We start from the raw sequence: 20,951 nt of genomic DNA on the forward strand, positions 1-20,951 counted from the left end.
TCGAAGAGAATCCTGCATGAAGGTGGCTGTCTGGACGACAGAGCGCATTGTTGTCTGCAAGCGAGTCATGCTGGCAGGCCTTCTCTGTTTGCTCAGTGGCCTCGTTTTCGCGCAAGTGCAAACGCCCCCCGGCATGGCCGATCAACGCGCCCAAGCCGTCACGCAGGTGGTGCTCGGCATCCTCAGTTATGCCCGTTGGCCTGTTGAGCCCGCACAACTGCGCTTGTGCATAGTGGGCCCCACCGAGTACACCGACGATCTTGTCAAAGGCACGACCCAGGCCACCGGCCGTCCCGTCACCGTGCGCCGGTTGCTGGCCGACAACCCGTCCATTGTCGGTGAGTGCGACGCGGTGTACATCGGCAAACTGACCAGCGAGGAACGCAGCCGGCTCTTCGCTTCACTGGCGGAGCGTCCGGTACTGAGCATCAGCGAAAGCGATGACCAATGCACCGTCGGCAGCCTGTTCTGCCTGCGGGTCGGCGATGAGCAAGTGTCCTTTGAGGTCAACCTCGACTCCGTCGCCCGCAGCGGCGTGAGAATCCACCCCAGTGTGCTGCAACTGTCCCGCCGCAAGCCGGCGGCACCATGACGCTATTCAAGCCGGATAGCCGCCCGACCTTGCGCTCGGTCATCGGTCGCGGTCATTTGATCGTCGCGCTGGTGGGCGTGGCCATGGCCAGTATCTCGCTGACGTTGCTCGGCGTGCTGGCCTTGCGGGTTTACGCCGACCACAACCTGCACCTGATCGCGCGCTCCATCAATTACACCGTGGAAGCAGCGGTGGTGTTCAATGACAAGGCCGCCGCCACGGAAGCGCTGGCATTGATCGCGTCCACCGAAGAAGTGGCCGACGCCCAGGTGTTGGACGAGCGCGGCAAGTTGTTGGCGCGTTGGCAGCGACCGGAAACCGGATTGTTCTCGGACCTGGAAATGCAGATGGCCAAGGCGTTTCTGGAAAAACCGATCAGCATGCCGATTGTCCATCAGGGCCAGGAAATCGGCAGCATCCAGCTCACCGGTCACGGTGGCAGCCTGATGCGCTTTTTGCTCAGTGGCCTGGTGGGAATCGTTCTGTGCACCGCTATCAGTGCCTGGGTGGCGCTGTATCTCGCACGCAGACAACTTCGCGGTATCACCGGCCCACTGCGTAGCCTGGCTTCGGTGGCTCACGCTGTGCGCAGCGAACGTGCCTTCGATCGGCGTGTGCCGCCGGCCGCCATTGCCGAACTCGACAACCTGGGCAACGACTTCAATGCCTTGCTCGATGAGCTCGAATCCTGGCAGACCCACCTGCAAAGCGAAAACGAAACCCTGGCCCACCAGGCCAGTCATGACAGCCTCACCGGGTTGCCGAACCGGGCGTTTTTCGAAGGCCGGTTGATGCGTTCGCTGCGTAACGCCCACAAGCTCGACGAACGCGTGGCGGTGCTGTTTCTCGACAGCGACCGGTTCAAGGAAATCAACGATAACTTCGGTCACGCCGCCGGCGATGCGGTGCTGGTGGCCGTGGCCAATCGGGTTCGTGCGCAGCTGCGCGAAGACGATCTGGTGGCGCGTCTGGGTGGCGACGAATTTGCCGTCCTGCTGACCCCGCTGCACAAGACCGAAGACGCCGAGCGGATCGCCGACAAAATCCTTGAAAGCATGGAAATGCCGATTCCGTTGCCGGGGAGCAGCCAGGTCTTGACCTCCCTCAGTATCGGCATCGCCGTGTACCCCGATCATGGAACGACACCCGGGGCACTGCTCAACGCTGCCGATGTGGCCATGTACCAAGCCAAGCGCCTCGCCAGAGGGGCTCAGCACACGTCAGGGTCGGAGCACCCTGTCGCCGATGTTCAAACCAGGAGCTAATGCCCGTGTTCTCACTCCCCCTGCGATTTTTCACGATCATCCTGTTCATGGCCGTGCTGGCATTGACCGGTTGCCAGACGGCGCCGCAAAAAGGCCTGACCCCGGCGCAGGTCGCGGTGCTCAAACAGCAAGGTTTCGAGTTGACCGACGAGGGCTGGGCGTTCGGGCTGTCCGGCAAAGTGTTGTTTGGCAGTGACGTTGAAACGCTCAATCCGCAGAGCACCGAGATCGTCGAGCGCATTGGCATGGCGCTGCTGGGTGTCGGGATCGAGCGGGTACGGATCGATGGTCACACCGATGCGTCGGGCAAAGAACCGTATAACGAACAGCTGTCCCTGCGTCGCGCGAAAAGCGTTGGCAAGGTTCTGATCGCGGTGGGCATGAAAGAACAAAACATCCAGCTACGCGGCCTCGGCAGCAGTCAGCCCGTCACCTCCAACGACACCGCAGCCGGCCGAACCGAGAACCGCCGGGTGTCGATCGTGGTCAGTGCGGATTAATCGGCGAACAGCATGTCCCGACGTTCGCCCATCAACAGGCCCTGATTCTGCTCAGTGACTTCCCGGATGTAATCCCACAACAAAGTAATCCGCTTCAGCTTCCTCAGATCCTCCCGGCAGTACATCCAGAACTTCAAGGAATACAGGTTTCTCCCAATGTTTACGGGGTTAAACCTTTATGAATCGCCTTTTAGAATGCTCTGCTGTTACAAGTCCTGTACCAATTCTTGTAGGTCCTTCGAGACCCTCCACGAGACTCGCTAAACCGTATCACTACAGGCGCAACGGCATTTACTACATACGGCTCAGGGCTACTGGCAGCACCACTGAGTACGCTTCGGTTTCCCTCAAGACCAGCAATAGACGTAACGCATTAGACGCTTCAGAACAGCTCGCGGGGTCTGTCAGGACGTTCCATTTGGCAAACCCAGAAGCCTCTTGGGGGAAGCTGAAAGAGCATTTCCGTTTGGCCTCAGCGGAGCTGTTTGAGTTTGGACGTGATGGCGACGTTACGCAGGTGTGGGGTGGTCTGCATGACAGCAACACTGGCCCTGTGGGCGGCTCGCTCAGTTACCCCAAGTCCGCAAAGAGCGCTTCGGTATCCCTATCTGTAATCGCCCCAGCAGTGACCTTTGAGGCCCTTTCTTCGCTCTACTTGGCCGACCGTGGGCAAGATCAGAAGGCATCGACCCTGAAGGAAACCAAGATTTGCCACGGCACCATCTCTGCGGCCCTCGGTGAACTGGATATGCGGACTCATTCACGGGCTGACCTCGTCGCGCTGCGTGATCGTCTTGGAGATGGTCGCATGCCCTCAACGGTCAATAAGCTGATCGTGAAGCTATCGGCTGTCCTCGCATGGTCAGTTGAAAACGGTCACATATCCAAGTCATACGATAAGAAACTGAAGCTCACTAAGGGCCTTGAGTCGAGCCGCAAGGCGTTCACGCAGGATCAGGTATGCATGCTGGTGGCTTATTCCAACACGCTCCCTGAGTCCTCATGGAAGCGCTGGCTATTGAGCCTTGGTGCCATCACTGGCGGACGCCTCAATGAAATCTCACAGTTGACGGTAAGTGACGTGCAGGCCCTTGCTTCAGGTATCACCGCTATACACATCAACGAGGTAGGTGAAGGAAAGTCGATCAAGAACAAACGCAGTGAACGGTTGGTGCCACTGACTGACAGTGCCTATGGGTTCGACCTCACAGCATTCTTGCGATACGTCGATGCGCGCAAGGTCAGTGGGTCGGACTCATTAGCTCAGATTGGCTACAAGACAGCCGGAGAGTGGGTAAATCAACAGGCAATCCCAGTGGCTCTTGGTGACACCTATGGGCCAGGCTTGGTGTTCCATTCGTTGCGCCATTCGTTAGCTTCGCTAATGCAGGTCAAAGGAGTTCCCACTACGCATGCTCAGGCTGTGATGGGTCATGCTTCTGGCACGATTACTTTTGATACATACGGCTCTGGTGTTCCCGTTGAAACCATCGCTGAGGTACTCAGGGGGCTTTTTATCAATGGCAACCACCGGCCCCGAATCGAAAATGGTTTGCACCCGTGAGGCATATCTCGCACGCGAGGCTAGTGGTGGTTCCCCCATGCCGGGGGCCGGTGTGTGGCTGTGCGTGCAGCCGGGGGCATGGGGCACCTCTCTTTTCTGGGGCTGGCTGGGGCTGCCGTTGTCTCTCGCTGGAAACGGGCATGCCTCCTACACAATCCTAGGGCACGGCCTCTCTCAATACATGTGGCCTCTCAGGGGCTTGAGGGCTGATCAGGTGCAGAGTGCGGTATTCCATTCTGCAAAGGCTCAGGAGGTGTGCTGGCCGTGGCGCTGATGCCGGTCAGTGTGGCTTGTAGGTGGTGACATCAAACGATCGATTGTCGTCATCTGAAAATAGGGTCGTAAGAGGGTGACATCAAAATAGGCTTTGACACTTGTTGGCACCACTCGTATTGTTGTCACCATTACTTGGCACCATATGCCAGCTAGGCAGACCAGAGGTGACACCATGACCGCACGTACTTACGCCTATTGCCGGGTATCCACTACCGAGCAGACCACTGACAACCAGATGCACGCGATCAAGGAGCGGGGATACATCATTCCTGCGAATCGGGTACACAGCGAGACTATCAGCGGCTCAGTGCCAGCCTCAGAACGTCCAGTATTCGCAAGGTTGGTAGATCGTCTAGAGAGTGGCGATACGCTGGTAGTGCTGAAACTTGACCGCCTTGGTCGTGACAGCATCGACGTACAGGCCACCATCGATAAACTGATGGCTCTGGGCATTCGGGTTATCTCGCTCGACCTGCCAGCCTCAGACCTGACCAGCGTAGAAGGTCGATTCATCATGCAGGTAATGGCGGCGCTGGCTGAGATGGAGCGTGGCCGTATCCGGGAGCGTACCAGTGAGGGCCTAGCCCGTGCCAAGGCTGCGGGTGTGAAGCTGGGTCGTCCTGTAGCTGATGACGTCACGTCTCAGGTGCGCGAGCTGCGTGCCAAGGGTATGAGTCAATCTGAGGTTGCCGAGGCTCTGGGACTGTCCCTGCGGACCGTGAAGCGCCATTGCGCCAAGGAGTCTGCCTGAGTCGTAACGCGGGGGCTTGAGCTTGAGACCCAGCATTTACACGCGGGCATGCGATCACTTGCATCACCGGTTATTCCAGTTGCAAGCCGTCTAGCGGGTTATGTCCTGATCAATCCTATGTTGACCGTGGAAGGCCACCAGAGCGCGCAGACGCTACGTCGATCCACGGGGCAGGCCAATACCGATCACCGGCCTTCACGGTTGCGGTATCCCACCTGACAGCGGCTGTCCTACTGGTCGAGGGCTGAGCGGTTTAGGGCAAACGCCGGGTCGCTATGCGCGATGTGCTGCTAAAGCTCCGGGCAGTTAGCTGTCTGCTTCGCTTGCGGCTGTCACATGAAACCCCAGGACGATGTGACGGGTACGGGCAAACGAGCCTCAGGCGCGCTCTCAGGGCCTCACGGGTTCAATGCGGGTTTAGGCTTTGAATTGCATTATAGGATGGCCAGTAGCTTAGATTTGCTGAGTCTCACAGTGTTAGACACTTGAAATCCCACAGTTTGCGAATTCCAGAGCGGCCAGCGGCAAGCGTGACCGGATCGCCAGTTCTGGTCACAAAGTCTCACAGCGCTACAGCCCTTATAAACCGGGGCTTTCAGAGTCTCACAGCCTTTAAGTTGCATTATAGGAGAATCCCCAAGTAGCAACAGTAGTGTAGTAGTGATGGTAGTTACAGTAGCACTCAGTATTGTCTATTAGGGAGAGTAGGTTAAGTAGTCTGCAGTGGGAGATGTAGTGTAGTAGCCCAGTATTGTCTAGTTGCTCAAGTAGTGATAGTTGTTCCCTCCCTTCTTCTCCTTAATGGAGAGAGGGAGAGCTAATAGACGCTACGAGGTATCCAACCCAGCCAGCCCCAGGCCGCGCGCAGACCGCAACGGGGCAGAGCACTGACCTACGCGTCCCACAAAAGCTCAGGCGCCCATAGCGAGCCTCAGGGGCTTTCTCGTTTTGGCCGGGAGTCCCAGAAAGTCTCACACCGATAGCCCCGGTAATTAAGTTGCATTATAGAAGAGCGAGTCGAGTATTCGCCAAATCGCGATTTATATAAAAGTTCAAACGCTTTTTCAATTGCACAGGCCGATGCCCTAGATGAGAATTATTATCTGGTTCATCGGTCTGCGATCCCAATGGAATTGGTAGGACAAGAAGAACAGTAGTGACAGTAGTGACAGTAGTGACAGTATGAATTCTTCTTTTCTCTTATGAGAAAAGACCCGTTAGGGAAAGTGACAGTAGCAACCAATAGAAACCCGTTTCTTTAGTGGGGCGTTTATTGCTCTGTCCTCCTATGCCCTCTAATCAGCAACTATAGCGAGGTACAGACTATGGCAACCCCTATTACAGGCGATATGGCATCCACCGTTCCGGTCAAGCAGCAGCAAGGCGTTACCCTGCACAATATGCCGCAAGTTGGCTATAGGGATATTTCAGATGCAAGTCACCCTATTAACCAGAGTAATCTTTCGGGCAAGCGACTAGGTGCTTTGGTTATAGCTGTGGATGAGGGCAATATCAGTACAGGCCGTATGAGCTTAATGATTGCTCATGGTAGCGGGCCAACTGATGGATGGTCGCCGTTGGTATCACGTTTTATAAGTGAGCCACAGTACCAACCTGTTTACTCTGACATTGATAGCGTTTCAGTTTGAGGATGCGGTGGCAGTAATATTCTAGTAGGTACAAAACAGTACTGCTTAGGGCACGAGTTCTAGGACTTGCTACCAGTGCGGGTACAGATAAGCAGCGGATCGTGAAGCGCAAGCAGCCCGTGAAGATGAGTTACATAGAAATGCACTTACGTCACCCCTTCAGAATCGTATGCAGGAAGCACTATTAAAGGCTAACTACAGCTACGGCTTTTAAGTTGCCTTATAGATAGACCGACTTCCAGTGTCCCATCTAAACCCCGAGTAACCCTGCACCTCTGGCATACGTGCCATGTGTAGCAGTACGCATACAGTAAGCCCATTCCCACCTGAATCAACGGTCTGGTCCCCTTCCTTCATGGGTGGCCGAGTGGGCTTTCTTATGCGTGCCATCCCTGAGTTCCTACAAGTGAGTTACCCGTCTGCCCGGTCCTCCGGGTTTGGTCGCCTGTCATAGCGGGTCGGCTGGTGGCTCACTTGTAGCAATTCATCCCCTTAATGTGAGAGACCTGAACTATGAACACGACCAATGCATTACCCGTTGTGCTGCAAAATGCAGACGGTAATAAGTATTCCTTTGTCCCCAATGATGATGGCATGTTTAATCTGACAGAGATGTGGCGGATGCTAGAACTACCTGCATCCAAGAAGCCCAGCCAGTGGCGTAATAGTATTGCGCGTGATCTAGAGAGAGATGCAAATTTGCATTTCACTCAAGGTAAGGATGCTTATACCCTCGCAACTGAGACAGCTTGTATTGCTTATGCAATGTGGGTTTCGGTCTCTTTCTACCGTATGGTTGTCTCCACCTTCATCGCTGTGCGTAATGACGACCGGCTGACGGCAATGGTCTATCGCAACATGGAGTCTGAGTATCAAGAGATGCTTGATAATAACTGCGCTAAGCTGAATGCATATAACCGCCTTGATAAGTCCTATCAGGGTTGGCACAACAGTTGTTGCCTAGCTGGTATCGAAGACTCCCGTAAGGCTCGTTTTTATCTATGGACTGAGTACCTTATGTGGAGTGAGCAGACGATTAAAGGTAAGACAAGTATTGCCATGAAAGCTTCGGGCATTAATGCGGGCTTAATAGTTAACCGAGGTAACGGAAAGATAGACGACTCTATCTGCATGAAGGCATATGGGCGTAAATGGCTAATTGAGCATGCCGCTGAGATAAACGCCGCAACCAAGATGATGCGCAAATGTTCCACCTGACGGGATATAACCCATCGTTCAACTACGGCGGGGTAGTGGCCTCAGCAGACGAAGACGACACCGTAAATAGCCTACCGCCTTATCTATCCCACCTAGTCACTAATATCACCAGCAGCTTCAGTCCCGCTCGTGGTTGCCAACTGGCATCTAAGTCCAGACCCAGATAACCCCCCGAAAACCCTAAGTAAGCACCAGCAATTCTGTTGGTGTTTCTGCATGCCGTTAATTCACAACCTGAGAGGTAAAGAGACCATGAACACCGCTACCAGTATCACCCTGCACACGATTTACCAGATGCACGTTCCGACCGCCAATGCGCTGATCGAGAGCTACGGCACCAACAAGATCAAATCCCAGCTCGCCACACAGTCGGTGGGCGCGATCCTTGAGGACGTTACCCTGCTGTTCCGTGCGTATCTTGGCGACCTGATTCCCGGACGTTCGGAGCATGATGCCAAGCTGCGTGAAATCTCCATTTGCAAAGACCTCGTGCGTCAGCATATCGAGAGCCTGCGTGACACTGGTCGCACCATTGGCCAACTGCCTGAGAGCTTGCCGGTTGCAGAGGACTACACGAACGCTTTCACCTACCTGATTGCGCTGGTCGATTCCATCAACACGCAAGCCCCTGATAACACCATGTTGAAGAACTCCTATCACACGATGGGCTGGGATTATCCAGAGTTCCAGACATTCCTGGCTGAACGTCATGGCGCTGACCTACCTGCGTTCCTTGGCGTTTTGGCGGCCTCCATTGCTGGTTCTGACTACAGCCGCATGCAAGCCATGACCCCTGCTAACTATCGTAGCTGGACGTCAACCGGCGAAGCTGTCTATGCCCTGCTGTTCAATGCCGAAGGTCGTGGCCCTGCACTGGTCAAGGCGCTGCGTGCCGAACTCGATCTGATCGTGGGTCCGTATTACAGCCGTCGCACCTGCATCGACATGTTGCCAATCATGGCTAACACCCTGCTGCGCATTGAAGACGCTGAAGCCCTTGTAGCTGCTGGCTGGACTGATAAGCACAGTGACTGCATCTATGCTGCGCTCGGTGACTCCGCAATGTTCCGCGAGGGGCGTGGTCGTCGTATCGCTGCCGTCGAGGTGCAGACCGTGCAGTTCAACCTAGCGCGGCTGGGCGCTGTCATTTGTGATAAGCAATCCAAAGCCAAAGCAGAGGCAGCACGCAAGTTGAAGGAAGAGCAGGACGCTATCGATCTGGAAACCCGTAAGGCTCAAGCCGCTGCACGTCTGGCACTGCTGGACAAGATCAAGGCCGGTACTGTCACCGCTGCTGAGCTGGATGCAGCCGGTTACTGAGTCACCCTGTAGCAATCCCCGGTATCACAGCTAGGCCATCGCGCACGCTGTAGGTACTGGGGTAGAGGGCTAGTAGGAAGTTGTGGCACGGCAACTCCCCCTGTCGGGGCTGCATCTGTCTTTTTGCAACCTGGCCCCGCGCTTCGACCCGACCCACTCTGTGCGAGTAATCTGCCGTTCTGGCCGAAACCTCGTTGATATTTCGTCTCGGATTCAATGGTGATGTTCGATCCTTGGCAGGCGCAGAATTTGGAAGTTAGTATCAGCGGATTTCAAAGGGTGGGTTATGGCCGACAGAGAACGGCCAAAAGTAGTCAGTCGCGATAGATTGCTGAAGCAGAGATTGTGAGCGGCTCACTCCGAGGTTAGCCTTGCGGAAGCCTGATCACCCCCAGCCTTTTCCAGAGCAGATTGGTGGTATCAATACGTCATGTTATCCGCCTTGGAGTAGCGATGGACCGCCCTTTAGAAAACATGCAGAACGCGGGGTTGATCTTTCTGTTCAGCGTTTGGCTTCAAGGCCAAATGTCTGACCTGATCATTTTAAAGAAGAACCCCAACCTGATTACAGACTTCGTGGCAAATCCCGAGAAGGTGCCCGAGGCATTTGGAAAATTGCGGGCCAGCTACTGGGAGAAGCAATTCGGTGATGTAAAGCTAGAATTCCTTGCGGCCTTTTCACCCGACCTCACGACTGAGGAGTTGCAAGAGCTGGAGCACATTTTTCATGTCCGGAACATGATTGGACATGCCCACGTGTCGCTCGGTCGCGACTACATGCTCTACCGTCCGGCGAGCGAACGAAAGGAGAAGGCCGTTGTAGCTGCACTCAAGCTAAAGCCGGTCGAAGGGCAATCCCAGCCACTCATGGTGAAACTTGAGTTCTGGCGTCCCGAGGTATTCAAGAACATCTCAGACCAGATCGGTCACTTGGATCAGGTGTGCTTCGCTAGGCTGGCCGGGACAATGGGGGTACCTCATGGGCGCATCCGTTAAGCTGCCTAACAAGGCGCTGAAATCGCTCACTTCGTTCGCTGGGACGGCCTGCCGCCGCCCCTTAGTTTAATCGTTAGGTGGAGCCACACATGCAGTTTTGCACTGTAGAAGAAGCTAAAGAGTATGTTGTCGCTCTCACAAACAAAGCGAAGTCACTTGAAGAAATTAACTCAACCATAAGCCATTATCAGGAAATGTTTGAGAGCGCACACAGTGAGGAATCTCGGGGCTTATGGCTAAGTGAACTGGAAAAATTGAAAGAATGGAAAAATAGCGATGACTTTAAGCAAGGAAACTATCCTCAGGGCATTGATGAGTTAATTCTTGAACTCATCGAATGGCGAGCCATGGTGTATGCATTTCAAAATGTGGAAACAAAAAATAATCCGTTCAAAGACAGTGGTTTTTATGCTCAATGGTATCTCGGCTCAATCTATGGTGTGTTCACGATTATTGGAAAGCTTGTAAGCAAAGACAAACGCGACAACTCGTTGCGCAAGTTGTGGGGGCTTGCCTCTCCATTAATGCTTTCTAACGGCGCGTGCACTAAAGAAGAAATCGACTATATCCACTCGGCAATGGAAATAAAATCCGGCCTCTTTACAAACGAAAACTCCAAGACATTATTATTCAGAAACAAGCTAGTTTCCCACAACGAGGCAATGCCAATTGTCCAGTGGAGTGACGTTGACAATGACCTGCGCCTACTAGTTAGAATGTGGTCACTTTTAGTTTCTTGGAGTTCATTTGGTCTCTTTCAACCATTCAGAGCCGATGAGCAGGCGTTTCTGGGTTTAGACTCGATGTTCGAGGTCACAGAAATAAAGGAGCTGAAGTTAAAAAGGCAATGCTACTTTAAAATTGTTGAAGGCTGGAGCAAGTGCTATGCCCATTCAGGCATTGAAGATCCTGGGCGCGGAGCTTTTTCAACTCTATCTGTAACAGCCAACATCATTCACACATGAGCTCACACCACCTAACGAATGGTTCAAATCATTCGCTTCGCTCACTGGGACGGGCTAAAGCCCGCCCCTTAACCAAACGTTAGTAGCCAAAGGAATGCTCCGTGTTCACCCAAAACCGACATCCAGACAGACATGTACTCGATCCAATAGTAAAACCCCTCGCCTCCAAGGGCTTCTTAATTTTTATTTCTTTAGCAGCCTTTGGCGCAGGAATTGTTTTTTCATTAATTAATGAAAACTGGTCGTGGATGAATCGATTTGGCGCGGTGGTTATAGTGGCCGGCCTGCTTTTTACTATGTCACCTCTGTTTTCAAGCGGGATTTATAAGTCACAATCCGGCGCTGGGCGCTTCGCTGACCTCCACACCGACGGAACGCCGATAATCACGACAGCAGAAGAACGAAGGATTGGTAATAATGTTGCACTAGGCATCGTTATTACTGCCATTGGCACGCTAACTAACGCCTTTGGCGACTTACTAGGCAATTGTGTATATGGTTTTTAACAATACGCAAACGTCGCTTACTTGGCTTGCCGGACAGTCAAATGGTACGCTTTTGCCTGCCGTTTATCCTGATCGTTAGTGTCCGCTTTGGGTTAGCTGCCGGTCACGAAGGGCAGCTTTTGGCCGACTTCTACCGGCCATAATCATGAAGCGTGCTGGTCAAATCTGATCCGAAGGAAGGTTAAATCGAACGTAAACGATTGCGCTGACCTGAGCAATTACCACCAAGCTCCAGCCTGCGGCAAGGTGAGCTAGGATTTCCGCATCACCACTCAAGGACTATACCCATGTCAGATAACTCAGACGCCAACGTAGCCACGGCAGACGCACTGACATTGCTCCTGCATAACCAACACGCCATAGGTGCCGCTATAGATGAGTTCACCAAGTGGCTCTCAGAGAATGGAGTGGGGAGTGTCGCAGCTAACGCTATAGCGGCCATGGAAACGCTGGACACCAACGCTAAAGGCATCACAGACGCCATCATGCGGATACGCCAGTCGTAGGCTTTGGGAGTGTCGTGTGCGTTCTACTCGGTGGCTGTGTTGAGTGAAACTATGATGTCTTCTATGGCAAAGCTGGTGATGAGAGGGAGCGAAACGTAGCGATGGCTCCCCAAGGAACACAAGGAAGCCATCTGTGACTTACTTTTTACGAGCGGCTTTGAAATTATCATCACCTACGACTGGAGCGCCGGGGCCCTGAGTATTGATTAGCCCGATGGAATGCTCGCAATCGCTGAGGTTGTTATAGCCCTCAGAGCTAACCGCAATTGTCTTCGTGTTTTTCGCTACGAACTTCCAACGCCATTCACTCTTGGCATCCTTGTAAACGTAGTAGTAAGCAACCTCCGCCATGCGCTTCTCCTTTAGGTATCGCTACAGATGCAGCGAGGGTCCACGCTATCAGGCAATGGTGAGCGGATGCAAGAGCAGATGTTTTAAGGGGGGACTCTGCTACTTGATGGCGGTGCTGAGTAACGGTGTACCTTTGGCCAAGCTAAAATCCGGGAACTTTATTGTAGGCGAGAACTACCTGAATCGTTTCTAAAGCTTCCACGCAACAGGCGAGGCTTTTACGGCTTTCTTCGTCAATATCAGAGCGGTCGGACGCGATTGCGGCCTCGACATATCCTATATCGTAGATGTTTCCCGTAGCCAATCCGTCCCCCAGTTTCCTCACGTCATTGCGGCTGCGTAGAGCGGCGACAATGGCATTATATGTCCGAGGCATTAGAAGCTGTTTGGCATCGTCCCTCAGCTCCTTGACGATGGGTAATAAATCTTCCAGTAGGGGAAGGTACGGTGATGTTTTGATCACTTGCAGCATGCCGCCAGGGCGATGGTGGATAAAATACTCGATGAGGGCGTCTTTGAGATAGCTCATGGGGCTACGTTGAAAGCCCTTATATTCCGGTAAGCCTGCAAAATAACACAATGAATCGAAGACAGCGTGGAGTCGACCTGTCGCCTCTTCAATCGAATAAATATTTATGCCTGTATTACGTCCATTCCACTTCAGGTCACCATCTGAGTCCTCACCAATCCACTCAATTTCTAGGTCATAAGTGACGTCTATGAGGTTGGCTGCGAATGACTTGGCTTCTCTACGGTTCCACATTGATTTCTGAGTGTCCTCGTCAAGCTTATCAAGCTTCCCAGCAACATGATCCAGAAGTTTTCCCGCGAGCTCTGACCGCTGAGGCGCCTTCGCAAAGCCCGCCATCATTAAATAGTTATCTTGGAAAATACCTTCGTAGAGCTTTTCGGGATTGCGGAAGCGTATTTGGTCCCCAGAGGCCACTTGAAGTTCTCGCAAGCGCTCCATATGCAGTTGACGGTGCTTGATGTACCAGTCGAAACCTTGAGTCTTCTTCTGCCACTCGATGAAGTTTTTCTGGCTTTGATTTTGGCTGTTTAAGAATAGAAGAGTCGCGATCGTGATGACGAAACCGGCAAGCGTAATGAACGCGCTCAGCAGCGACCCGAAGCTACCCCACGCATCAGGGTTGTCCGATATATAAGGCAGATATTGATAATACAACCGAAAGACCTTCCAACTGCTCACGCCAACCACGCCGAGCCCGATGACGAGAGCCACCATCCAGCCATTGCCTTTTAGGCAACCTCTTAGCTTCCCGGCGAGTTCTTTCAGCTTCACAACGATTCCTTTCAGGTTGCTTCATTGATCTCAATTTGACATGCCATGCTACCCATCAGGCATTCAACGCTAAAGCAGAAATTGACAGAAAATCTGAGTGACCACCTCAGTGCGCGAATGTGCAGGCGTCCCCACTATGGGAGCCCTCGCGTGGTCCTTATCGCGTGCCTGTGCGTCTCTGACTGTCGACGACGAGGTGTTACAAGTCGAGTACCAATTCCTGTTACAAACCGTTGGAAAAGGCCTGCTGATCTCGGTACGATTCCGCTACCTGATTCCTTGAAGAACAGTCAATCGGCGAACAGCATCTCCCGGCTTTCACCCATCAACAGACCCTGATTCTGCTCAGTGACCGCACGGATGTAATCCCACAACAGGGTGATCCGCTTGAGCTTCCTCAGGTCCTCGCGGCAGTACATCCAGAACTGCCGCGTGATGTTGATCTCTTCCGGCAACACCGGCAGTAAACGTGAATCCTGCGCAGCGAGGAAGCACGGCAGGATCGCCAGCGACCGCCCTTGCTGCGCCGCCACGAACTGCGCGATCACGCTGGTGCTGCGCAGGTTGGCGCTGGCGCCGGGCAGCACGTTGGCCAGGTACAACAGCTCCGAGCTGAACGCCAGATCGTCGACATAACTAATGAATGAATGCTTGCCCAGGTCTGCCGGGCGGCGGATGGGCGGGTGTTTGTCCAGGTAGTCCTCGGTCGCGTACAGCTGCAATTTGTAGTCGCAGAGTTTGCAGCAGACGTACGGGCCATGCTCCGGGCGCTCCAGCGCAATGACGATGTCCGCCTCGCGCTTGGACAGGCTGATGAAGTGCGGCAGCGGCAGGATGTCCACCGAGATCGCCGGGTAGGCGTCGACGAAATGGCTCAGCTGCGGGGTGATGAAAAAGCTGCCGAACCCTTCGGTGCAACCCATGCGCACGTGTCCGGACAGCGCCACGCCAGAACCCGAAACCTGTTCGCAAGCCATGTGTAGCGTGCTTTCGATCGACTCTGCGTAACCGAGCAATCGCTGACCTTCAGCCGTCAGGACGAAACCGCTGGTCCGGGACTTTTCAAAAAGCAGCGTGCCCAACGCCGCTTCCAGCGAACTGATGCGCCGCGACACGGTGGTGTAGTCCACCGCCAGGCGTTTGGCCGCAGTGCTGGCCTTGCGGGTGCGGGCGACTTCGAGGAAAAACTTGAGGTCATCCCAGTTCAGTGAACCCAGGGAGGTGATGTTTTTTTGCATGATGGACCGGCTTTTATGTGCGTTCTTATTAGAAGTTTGCACATCTATACTCCAAAAACAGTCCGACAACCAATTCGCGACACACGCCTCATCTCAAGGCGACTTTCTCGCCTTGGCTCCCTAGATAGCTCTCTAAATAAGAACAATGTCCCGGAGACCAACATGAACGCATCGCTTACGCCCAACGAAACCACTGTGCAAAAGGTCAAGCTGTTGATCGACGGCGAGTGGGTCGAGTCCCAGACCACTGAATGGCACGACATCGTCAACCCGGCGACCCAGCAAGTACTGGCCAAGGTTCCGTTTGCCACGGCGCAGGAAGTCGACGCCGCGATCAGTGCCGCCCATCGCGCTTTCCAGACCTGGAAGCTGACCCCGATCGGCGCGCGCATGCGCATCATGCTCAAGCTCCAGGCGTTGATCCGCGAGCATTCCAAACGCATCGCGGTGGTGCTCAGCAACGAGCAGGGCAAAACCATTGCCGACGCTGAAGGCGATATTTTCCGTGGCCTGGAAGTGGTCGAACACGCCTGCTCCATCGGCAGCCTGCAAATGGGCGAATTCGCCGAGAACGTCGCGGGCGGCGTCGATACCTACACCCTGCGTCAGCCAATCGGCGTCTGCGCGGGCATCACCCCGTTCAACTTCCCGGCGATGATTCCGCTGTGGATGTTCCCGATGGCCATCGCCTGCGGCAACACCTTCGTGCTCAAGCCGTCCGAACAGGACCCGATGTCGACCATGCTGCTGGTGGAACTGGCGATCGAGGCCGGCGTTCCGGCAGGCGTGCTTAACGTCGTTCATGGCGGCAAGGACGTGGTGGACGCGCTCTGCACTCATAAAGATATCAAGGCCGTTTCCTTCGTCGGTTCGACCGCCGTTGGTACTCATGTCTACGACCTGGCTGGCAAACACGGCAAGCGCGTGCAATCGATGATGGGCGCAAAAAACCACGCCGTGGTGCTGCCGGACGCCAACCGCGAACAAGCGCTGAATGCGCTGGTCGGTGCCGGTTTCGGTGCGGCCGGTCAGCGTTGCATGGCGACGTCCGTGGTGGTGCTGGTGGGCGCGGCCAAGCAATGGCTGCCCGACCTGAAAGCGCTGGCGCAGAAACTGACCGTGAATGCCGGCAGCGAGCCAGGCACCGATGTTGGTCCGGTGATCTCGAAAAAAGCCAAGCAGCGCATTCTCGATCTGATCGAAAGCGGCATCAAGGAAGGCGCCAAGCTTGAGCTGGATGGTCGCGACATTACGGTTCCGGGTTACGAGAAGGGCAACTTTGTCGGCCCGACCCTGTTCTCCGGCGTGACCACCGACATGCAGATCTACACCCAGGAAATCTTCGGCCCGGTGCTGGTGGTGCTGGAAGTGAACACGCTCGACGAGGCCATCGCACTGGTCAACGCCAACCCGTTCGGAAACGGCACGGGCCTGTTCACCCAGAGCGGTGCGGCGGCGCGCAAATTCCAGAACGAAATCGATGTCGGCCAGGTTGGCATCAACATCCCGATTCCGGTGCCAGTCCCGTTCTTCAGCTTCACCGGTTCGCGCGGTTCCAAACTCGGCGACCTCGGCCCGTATGGCAAGCAAGTGGTGCAGTTCTACACTCAGACCAAGACGGTCACCAGTCGCTGGTTCGATGACGACAGCGTCAACGACGGTGTGAACACCACCATCAACTTGCGTTAAGGAGCCGAACATGAAAATTGCTTTTATCGGTCTCGGCAACATGGGCGCGCCGATGGCGCGCAACCTGATCAAGGCCGGCCATTCGCTGCGTCTGGTCGACCTGAACAAAACCGTTCTGGCCGAACTGGAGCAACTGGGCGGCAGCATCAGCGCAACAGCCCGTGAAGCCGCTCAAGGCGCAGAACTGGTGATCACCATGCTGCCCGCCGCTGTGCATGTGCGCAGCGTGTGGCTGGGTGAAGACGGCGTGCTGGCGGGGATCGCCAAAGGCGTGCCGGCGGTGGATTGCAGCACCATCGATCCGCAAACGGCGCGTGATGTCGCAGCGGCGGCCGCCAAGCAAGGCGTGGCCATGGCCGATGCTCCGGTGTCTGGTGGCACTGGCGGCGCGGCGGCCGGGACGCTGACCTTCATGGTCGGCGCCACGCCGGAACTGTTCGCCACGCTGCAACCGGTGCTGGCGCAGATGGGCCGCAACATCGTCCATTGCGGCGAAGTCGGCACCGGGCAAATCGCCAAGATCTGCAACAACCTGCTGCTGGCGATTTCCATGGTCGGCGTCAGCGAAGCCATGGCGCTCGGTGATGCACTGGGGATCGACACCAGCGTGCTGGCCGGCATCATCAACAGTTCCACCGGACGTTGCTGGAGTTCGGAAATGTACAACCCGTGGCCGGGCATCGTCGAAACGGCGCCGGCCTCGCGCGGCTATACCGGCGGGTTTGGTGCCGAACTGATGCTCAAGGACTTGGGGCTGGCCACGGAAGCGGCACGTCAGGCGCACCAGCCGGTGGTACTCGGCGCGGTGGCGCAGCAGTTGTATCAGGCGATGAGCCAGCGTGGGGAGGGTGGCAAGGACTTCTCGGCGATCATCAACAGCTATCGCAAACCTCAGTAAGAGCACCCCAATAAGGGCTTTGGTGAGGGGCTTTTGTGGCGAGGGGGCTTGCCCCCGTTCGGCGGCGAAAGCCGTCGTAAACCTGTCTACACGGTGTGGCTGAAAGAATGTAGGGGAGCGCTACGCACTCCAACGGGGGTAAACCCCCTCACCACAAAAGCCCACTCGCCACAGGTCTGCATGTACGCATCGACATTTACCGGGAAATCACGTCGGGTGATCTCCCGGTTTTTTTGCATCAGGCAAACACGAAATACTTGCGCACGGTTTCAACCACTTCCCACGTGCCTTTCATGCCCGGCTCAATGACGAAAATATCACCGGCGCGAAGGTGGATCGGCTCTTTGCCTTCCGGGGTGATGATGCAATAACCCTCGCGGAAATCGCAGTATTCCCACTTCACGTATTCCACGTACCACTTGCCCGGTGTGCAGATCCAGGTGCCCATGATCTTGCTGCCGTCTTCGCTGGTGTAGGCGTTGAGGTTGACGGTGTGCGGGTCGCCTTCGAGTTTTTCCCATTTGCAGGCGTCGAGGACTGGCAGCGGGTGGGTGTCGCGAAGAACGGTAATCGGTGCGGACATGATGACTCCGAGCGTGAGGGATAACTGAAGTCGCACCCTATAGGGCTTGGTGCGGCATCAGTTGTCTGTGCTCGACATCGAGGTATCCAGAAACGCTGGTTCCACTGCGCGCCCAATAAAAAACGCCCCGGTATTCATCGAATGCCGGGGCGTTTTTTTATTCAGTGTTTATTGAGCCACTGGCAGGTTTCGATGCCTGGCCATGCGCAACCGATAGCACCCGTAGATGACCAACACCCACACCGGCATGGCGTACACCGAGGCGCGCACCGGTGGAATCATCCAGATGACACAGATGATCACGGCCATGAACGCCAGGCACAGGTAATTGGTGTACGGCGACCAGAAGGCCTTGAAGCCTGGCACGATGCCGCGCTGCACCATGGCCTTGCGAAACTTCAGGTGCGTCAGGCTGATCAACGCCCAGTTGATCATCAGCGAGGCAACCACCAGGGCAAACAGCAACTCCAGCGCTTCATGCGGAGCGACGTAGTTGACCAGCACGGCCAACATCGTGATCAACGCCGAAACGCCCAGTGCCAGCAACGGCACGCCTTGCTTGTTCAGCTTCATCAACACCTTGGGGGCATCGCCTTGTTCGGCCAGGCCGTAGAGCATGCGGCTGTTGCAGTAGACGCCGCTGTTGTAGACCGAGAGGGCGGCGGTGAGTACCACGAAGTTGAGGATTTGCGCGGCGGTGTCGCTGCCGATCAAGGCGAAAATCTGCACGAACGGACTGCCGCTGTAGGCATCGCCCGAGGCGCCGAGTGTCTGCAGCAGTTGGTCCCAGGGATACAACGACAGCAGCACGGTGAGTGCGCCGACGTAGAAGATCAACACCCGATAAACCACCTGATTGATGGCCTTGGGAATGACCTTCCGCGGTTCGCTGGCTTCCGCTGCGGTGATGCCGACCAGTTCCAGGCCGCCGAAGGAGAACATGATGAACGCCATCGCCATCAGGAGACCGGTGGTGCCGTTGGGGAAGAAACCGCCGTGGCTCCACAGGTTGCTCACGGACGCTTGCGGGCCACCGGTGCCGCTGAACAGCATGTAGCAGCCGAGGAGAATCATACCGATGATGGCCACGACCTTGATGATCGCGAACCAGAATTCCATCTCACCGAAGACTTTGACGTTCAGCGTATTGATCAGGTTGACCAGCACGAAGAACACCGCTGCGCTGACCCAGGTGGGAACCTCCGGCCACCAGAACTGCACGTACTTGCCGACGGCGGTCAGCTCGGCCATGCCCACCAGGACATACAACACCCAGTAGTTCCAGCCGGAGAGGAAACCGGCAAAGCCGCCCCAGTAGTTGTGAGCGAAGTGGCTGAACGAGCCGGCCACGGGCTCCTCGACAATCATCTCGCCCAGTTGGCGCATGATCAGGAACGCGATGAAACCGGCAATCGCATAGCCGAGGATCATCGACGGTCCGGCGGACTTGAGCACTCCGGCAGAGCCCAGGAACAGCCCCGTACCAATGGCGCCGCCCAATGCGATCAGTTGAATGTGCCGATTTTTCAACCCCCGCTTGAGCGTTGCCGGTTGCAAGATTTCATCCGCCATCTGATTCCCTTTTGGTTGTTGTGGTCAGGCCTGATTTGAAAGGGCAGATATTACTCTGCGCAGTCCTCGTCATACAGGTGCCTGTTGGGCCAAACACTGGTGTTCAAGGAGCGCGCAACGCGTCGAGCAAAGCTCTGGCATAACCGGGCAGGCCAGTGAATGAACGGGCGCACAACAACAATTTGCGCTGTGCCCAGTCTTCCTTCAGCGCGAAGCTCTTGAACGGTTGATTGACGGCCCGGCGCTGGATCGCCGCCAGCGGCACAATGGCCAGCCCGGCGCCACGAGTGACCATGCGGATCACGCCGTCGAAGCCTTCCGCACGAATGCGGATTTGCAGGCGCATCCCCGCGTGCAGCGCCTGTTCTTCGAGGTACACCGCCAATGCGCTATTGGCGCTCAGGCCCACGTAATCGTGATGCAGGGTGTCGCTGAAGTTCGGTGTCGCGCCGTTCGCCAGGGGGTGGTCGGGCGGCATGATCAGCACCAGCGGATCATCGCGGAAGGGCAGGGTTTCGAGGGCGTGGGTGTCCACGGCGTCGGAGACGATGCCAAGGTCTGCAGCGCCCTGGCGCAGGGCGTGAGTGATACGGGCGCTGGGCAACTCTTGCAGGTCAATGTCGAGGTTGGGATGACGGCACAGGAAGTCCGCCAGCACTTCCGGCAAGTGTTCGGTGATCGCTGTGGTGTTGCACAACAAGCGCACCTGACCTTTGACGCCTTTGGCATATTCGGCCAGGTCTTGCTGCATGCGTTCGGCCTGTTGCAGCACAAGCCGGGCGTGTTGCGCCAGGGCTTTTCCGGCAGGTGTAGGCGTCACTCCGCGACGACCGCGCTCGAGAAAATCGATGCCCAGCGATGATTCCATGGCGCGGATTCGTGCGCTGGCTGCCGCCAGGGATAAATGGCTGCGAGCGGCGCCGGCGGTGATGTTGCCGGTGTCGAGGATGTTCAGGTAGAGGCGCAGGTCGGTCAGGTCGAAGTGCATCGGTGCTGCCTCGGGAGGTGTGTTGTCTGGGCGGACGCCTTCGCGGGCAAGCCCGCTCCCACAAGTATTGTGCTGGCCGCAAAATTGCCGAAACGACGCAAAACCTGTGGGAGCGGGCTTGCCCGCGATGGCGTCAGTTGTATCGATGCATTTTTCAGCCTCTGCGGAAACAAGAGGCACCCTCAGTATATGGCAGATTTTCACAAGGCCATTCCGGGCTC

At 55.6% G+C, this 20,951-nt stretch carries 20 protein-coding genes and 1 pseudogene; 14 read left to right on the plus strand and 7 right to left on the minus strand.

Annotation, left to right across the window (positions count from 1 at the left end; genetic code table 11):
- The first annotated feature begins 16 nt into the window (after positions 1 to 16).
- Genes J2Y86_RS21330 through J2Y86_RS21340 form a run of 3 tightly spaced genes read left to right on the plus strand, consistent with a single transcriptional unit; the run spans position 17 to position 2,357 of the window.
- On the plus strand, positions 17 to 592 hold the full coding sequence (locus J2Y86_RS21330) for a YfiR family protein (protein WP_253435964.1): 576 nt from the start codon (positions 17 to 19) through the stop codon (positions 590 to 592).
- Positions 589 to 1,857, plus strand: a complete 1,269-nt coding sequence (locus J2Y86_RS21335) for a diguanylate cyclase domain-containing protein (RefSeq protein ID WP_253435982.1) — start codon at positions 589 to 591, stop codon at positions 1,855 to 1,857. Before J2Y86_RS21330 ends, J2Y86_RS21335 begins: the two co-directional genes overlap by 4 nt.
- A complete protein-coding gene (locus J2Y86_RS21340; protein ID WP_253435985.1) occupies positions 1,857 to 2,357 on the plus strand; it encodes an OmpA family protein in 501 nt (166 codons plus the stop codon). Before J2Y86_RS21335 ends, J2Y86_RS21340 begins: the two co-directional genes overlap by 1 nt.
- Here J2Y86_RS21340 and J2Y86_RS21345 read toward each other — a convergent pair.
- Positions 2,354 to 2,491: pseudogene (locus J2Y86_RS21345) on the minus strand (LysR family transcriptional regulator); the annotation flags it as partial. The gene J2Y86_RS21340 and the pseudogene J2Y86_RS21345 sit on opposite strands and share 4 nt — an antisense overlap.
- 284 nt (positions 2,492 to 2,775) lie before the next feature.
- On the opposite strand from J2Y86_RS21345, the gene J2Y86_RS21350 reads away from it, so the two are divergent.
- The 9 genes from J2Y86_RS21350 (at position 2,776) to J2Y86_RS21390 (ending at position 12,108) form a co-directional block, all read left to right on the plus strand.
- The gene (locus J2Y86_RS21350) at positions 2,776 to 3,921 is read left to right on the plus strand and encodes a tyrosine-type recombinase/integrase (RefSeq protein WP_253435988.1); all 1,146 of its coding nucleotides are present in this window, start codon (positions 2,776 to 2,778) and stop codon (positions 3,919 to 3,921) included.
- 448 nt (positions 3,922 to 4,369) lie between these two features.
- Complete coding sequence (locus J2Y86_RS21355) at positions 4,370 to 4,948, plus strand: recombinase family protein (RefSeq protein ID WP_150654368.1); 579 nt, start codon at positions 4,370 to 4,372, stop codon at positions 4,946 to 4,948.
- Positions 4,949 to 6,273: 1,325 nt separating this feature from the next.
- A complete protein-coding gene (locus J2Y86_RS21360) occupies positions 6,274 to 6,597 on the plus strand; it encodes a hypothetical protein (RefSeq protein ID WP_253435991.1) in 324 nt (107 codons plus the stop codon).
- A gap of 513 nt (positions 6,598 to 7,110) precedes the next feature.
- On the plus strand, positions 7,111 to 7,815 hold the full coding sequence (locus J2Y86_RS21365; protein ID WP_253435994.1) for a hypothetical protein: 705 nt from the start codon (positions 7,111 to 7,113) through the stop codon (positions 7,813 to 7,815).
- Between the two features lie 252 nt (positions 7,816 to 8,067).
- Positions 8,068 to 9,135 carry a hypothetical protein gene (locus tag J2Y86_RS21370; RefSeq protein ID WP_253435997.1) on the plus strand — a complete coding sequence of 356 codons (1,068 nt, stop codon included), beginning with the start codon at positions 8,068 to 8,070 and terminating at the stop codon, positions 9,133 to 9,135.
- A gap of 453 nt (positions 9,136 to 9,588) precedes the next feature.
- Positions 9,589 to 10,131 (plus strand): hypothetical protein, encoded by a 543-nt coding sequence (locus J2Y86_RS21375; protein WP_253436000.1) that lies wholly within the window; start codon positions 9,589 to 9,591, stop codon positions 10,129 to 10,131.
- An 89-nt stretch (positions 10,132 to 10,220) separates the two neighbouring features.
- Entirely contained in the window at positions 10,221 to 11,096 is an 876-nt protein-coding gene (locus tag J2Y86_RS21380) for a hypothetical protein (protein WP_253436003.1), read from the plus strand.
- Positions 11,097 to 11,197: 101 nt separating this feature from the next.
- Positions 11,198 to 11,602 carry a hypothetical protein gene (locus J2Y86_RS21385; protein ID WP_253436006.1) on the plus strand — a complete coding sequence of 135 codons (405 nt, stop codon included), beginning with the start codon at positions 11,198 to 11,200 and terminating at the stop codon, positions 11,600 to 11,602.
- 287 nt (positions 11,603 to 11,889) lie between these two features.
- Positions 11,890 to 12,108, plus strand: a complete 219-nt coding sequence (locus J2Y86_RS21390) for a hypothetical protein (protein ID WP_253436009.1) — start codon at positions 11,890 to 11,892, stop codon at positions 12,106 to 12,108.
- 138 nt (positions 12,109 to 12,246) lie between these two features.
- Here J2Y86_RS21390 and J2Y86_RS21395 read toward each other — a convergent pair whose 3' ends face one another.
- The 3 genes from J2Y86_RS21395 to J2Y86_RS21405 form a co-directional block, all read right to left on the minus strand.
- Positions 12,247 to 12,459 (minus strand): YegP family protein, encoded by a 213-nt coding sequence (locus J2Y86_RS21395; RefSeq protein ID WP_253436012.1) that lies wholly within the window; start codon positions 12,457 to 12,459, stop codon positions 12,247 to 12,249.
- Positions 12,460 to 12,601: 142 nt separating this feature from the next.
- Positions 12,602 to 13,762, minus strand: coding sequence for a hypothetical protein (locus J2Y86_RS21400; RefSeq protein WP_253436015.1), 1,161 nt, complete (start codon positions 13,760 to 13,762; stop codon positions 12,602 to 12,604).
- A gap of 290 nt (positions 13,763 to 14,052) precedes the next feature.
- Positions 14,053 to 15,000 (minus strand): LysR family transcriptional regulator, encoded by a 948-nt coding sequence (locus tag J2Y86_RS21405; RefSeq protein ID WP_253436018.1) that lies wholly within the window; start codon positions 14,998 to 15,000, stop codon positions 14,053 to 14,055.
- A 162-nt stretch (positions 15,001 to 15,162) separates the two neighbouring features.
- On the opposite strand from J2Y86_RS21405, the gene J2Y86_RS21410 reads away from it, so the two are divergent.
- Both J2Y86_RS21410 and mmsB read left to right on the plus strand, forming a co-directional pair.
- Positions 15,163 to 16,689 carry a CoA-acylating methylmalonate-semialdehyde dehydrogenase gene (locus J2Y86_RS21410; protein WP_253436021.1) on the plus strand — a complete coding sequence of 509 codons (1,527 nt, stop codon included), beginning with the start codon at positions 15,163 to 15,165 and terminating at the stop codon, positions 16,687 to 16,689.
- Between the two features lie 10 nt (positions 16,690 to 16,699).
- On the plus strand, positions 16,700 to 17,587 hold the full coding sequence (gene mmsB / locus J2Y86_RS21415) for a 3-hydroxyisobutyrate dehydrogenase (protein WP_253436023.1): 888 nt from the start codon (positions 16,700 to 16,702) through the stop codon (positions 17,585 to 17,587).
- A 238-nt stretch (positions 17,588 to 17,825) separates the two neighbouring features.
- Here mmsB and J2Y86_RS21420 read toward each other — a convergent pair whose 3' ends face one another.
- The 3 genes from J2Y86_RS21420 to J2Y86_RS21430 all read right to left on the minus strand — a co-directional run bounded on the left by J2Y86_RS21420 (position 17,826) and on the right by J2Y86_RS21430 (position 20,730).
- Complete coding sequence (locus J2Y86_RS21420) at positions 17,826 to 18,170, minus strand: cupin domain-containing protein (RefSeq protein WP_008024653.1); 345 nt, start codon at positions 18,168 to 18,170, stop codon at positions 17,826 to 17,828.
- A 168-nt stretch (positions 18,171 to 18,338) separates the two neighbouring features.
- On the minus strand, positions 18,339 to 19,742 hold the full coding sequence (locus J2Y86_RS21425) for an amino acid permease (protein ID WP_253436027.1): 1,404 nt from the start codon (positions 19,740 to 19,742) through the stop codon (positions 18,339 to 18,341).
- Positions 19,743 to 19,845: 103 nt separating this feature from the next.
- Positions 19,846 to 20,730, minus strand: a complete 885-nt coding sequence (locus J2Y86_RS21430) for a LysR substrate-binding domain-containing protein (RefSeq protein ID WP_253436030.1) — start codon at positions 20,728 to 20,730, stop codon at positions 19,846 to 19,848.
- Positions 20,731 to 20,951: the final 221 nt, after the last annotated feature.

The sequence above is a fragment of the Pseudomonas migulae genome (genome assembly GCF_024169315.1).
GTDB classification, from domain to species: Bacteria; Pseudomonadota; Gammaproteobacteria; order Pseudomonadales; family Pseudomonadaceae; genus Aquipseudomonas; species Aquipseudomonas migulae_B.